Here is a 1,736-nt window from a genome sequence, read left to right on the forward strand (position 1 = left end):
GAGAGGGGATCACCATGAAGCAACTCCCCGTGATGGCCCTTGCCGGCCTCGCGTTCGGCACGGTCCTCGGCGTGGTCGGGGCCTTCGGCGGCCTCAACGCGTTCCTGATCGTGCTCGTGCTCGGCGTGGTCGGCTTCTTCGTCGGCCTGGCCGTCGAAGGCGGTGTCGAGATGCCGACGATGCGGGCGAGACGGCAATGACCGGCGCCGGCGGGCCCGGGGCGGTCGCGATATCGGACCGCGCCTTCACGAAGATCGCGACCGAGGTCGCGGCCGAGGACGACCGGATCGCCGGGAGGCCGCACGTGGAGGCGTCGGTCAGCGGAGGGGTGGCCGCCGTGCGGTACCGGTTGGCCATCCGCTACCCGGCACCCGTACGGCAGGTCACATCAGAGGTACGGCATCACGTTCGGCAGCGGATGCGCGAGCTCACCGGCATCGACGTCGAGAGCGTCGACATCGACGTCGTCGGGCTCGTGCCCGTGGAGGAGGCCCCATGACGACAGCCGAGACGGGCCCCGGATCGACCGGCCCGTCCACGGGAGGCGGCGGGCGCGTCAGCGAGCCCGCCTCGACCCGGCCCGCCTCAGGGTCGCGGCCGAGGGCGGCGGTGCGCGCCTTCCGGCCCAGGCGGGCGATCCCCGCCGCGATCTCGGCGCTCGCGCTCCTGGCGGCCGGGGTCCTGACCGCCCTTGAGACGATCTCGGCGCTGGCGGGCCGCCCGGCCAGGCTCGTGCCGTACGAGCAGGTGGCCGCGTGGGCCCAGACCACGACATGGCAGGACAGGCAGGCGCTCACGTCGGCGGGCATCGCCGCCGTGCTGGGTCTGCTGCTCCTGCTGTTCGCGCTGGTCGCGGGACGCCCGCGCCTGCTCGCCCTGCGTACCGGAGATCCCGATCTGGTCGCCGGCGTGCGGCCGCGGACACTGACCAAGCTTGTGGCCGCCGTGGCGAGCGAGGCCGACGGGGTGCGCGGCGCCAGGGCCAAGGTCCGCGGACGGCAGGTGACCGTCAACGCCAGGACCGACCTGCGGGACACGCTCGGGGTGCAGGAGCGGGTGCGCGCCGCCGTGGAGGACGAGATCGGCAGGCTCGCGCCCATCGGCCGTTACACGGTCCGGGCCCACGTGCGGGGCCCGTCATGACGCGCCGCGGGCGTCGCGCGCTGGGCAGGGGCACCGCGCGGGCCAACCGGGCCGGCCTCACCACACTCGGGCTGATCCTGTTCGCCGGTGGCGGCGCGGCCGTCTCCCGTGGCCTGGGCGCCTTCGGCCCGGCCGCGGCCGGGCAGCCGCTGCTGAACGGGGGCATGACGTCCCTCACCCGGCAGGGCTGGTTCTGGCCGGCCGTCGCCGCCGCGTCCATCGTGGTGGCGCTCATCGGGCTGAGCTGGCTGCTCGCCCTGCTCCGGCCCGGCCGGCTGCGGCGGGTACGCCTGGAGTCGGGACTCTCGGGCGTCACGGAGATGAACGGCCGCCTGGCGGGAGACGCCCTGGTTAAGCAGGTCAGCGGTTTCCCGGGTGTCCGGAACGCGCGGGCCGTCCTGCGGGGCACGGCCGACAGGCCCGCTCTGGACGTGCGCGTCACCACGCGGGATCCGGCCGCGGTGGACTCCGTCCTGGCCCGGCTCCGCGACGAGGCGTTCCCCGCACTCAGGAGCACCCTGGGGTTCGAGCACCTGCCGGCACTCGTGCGCCTGGGATTCGCCAAGGGCAGGCCGCCCCGGCAGGTCCACTGA

General features: G+C 74.9%; 4 protein-coding genes. All 4 read left to right on the top strand.

The genetic code is table 11. The annotated features are described in order from the left end of the window. Nucleotides 1–200 (top strand): hypothetical protein (locus tag Pmi06nite_RS41530; RefSeq protein WP_203958762.1); only part of this gene is annotated, 200 nt, incomplete at its 5' end. Beyond that, a complete protein-coding gene (locus Pmi06nite_RS41535; RefSeq protein WP_203958759.1) occupies nucleotides 197–499 on the top strand; it encodes an Asp23/Gls24 family envelope stress response protein in 303 nt (100 codons plus the stop codon). The genes Pmi06nite_RS41530 and Pmi06nite_RS41535, both read left to right, overlap by 4 nt. Further along, nucleotides 496–1,143: a DUF6286 domain-containing protein gene (locus Pmi06nite_RS41540; RefSeq protein ID WP_203958760.1), complete on the top strand. Its 648-nt coding sequence runs from the start codon at nucleotides 496–498 to the stop codon at nucleotides 1,141–1,143. The genes Pmi06nite_RS41535 and Pmi06nite_RS41540 overlap by 4 nt, the downstream gene beginning before the upstream one ends. After that, a complete protein-coding gene (locus tag Pmi06nite_RS41545) occupies nucleotides 1,140–1,736 on the top strand; it encodes an Asp23/Gls24 family envelope stress response protein (RefSeq protein ID WP_203958761.1) in 597 nt (198 codons plus the stop codon). The genes Pmi06nite_RS41540 and Pmi06nite_RS41545 overlap by 4 nt, the downstream gene beginning before the upstream one ends.

Source organism: Planotetraspora mira, assembly GCF_016863275.1.
Taxonomy (GTDB): domain Bacteria; phylum Actinomycetota; class Actinomycetes; order Streptosporangiales; family Streptosporangiaceae; genus Planotetraspora; species Planotetraspora mira.

Coding starts and splice junctions, on each gene's coding strand:
- Pmi06nite_RS41540 (WP_203958760.1), top strand. CDS start 496: ATGACGACAGCCGAGACGGGCCCCGGATCGACCGGCCCGTCCACGGGA.
- Pmi06nite_RS41545 (WP_203958761.1), top strand. CDS start 1,140: ATGACGCGCCGCGGGCGTCGCGCGCTGGGCAGGGGCACCGCGCGGGCC.
- Pmi06nite_RS41535 (WP_203958759.1), top strand. CDS start 197: ATGACCGGCGCCGGCGGGCCCGGGGCGGTCGCGATATCGGACCGCGCC.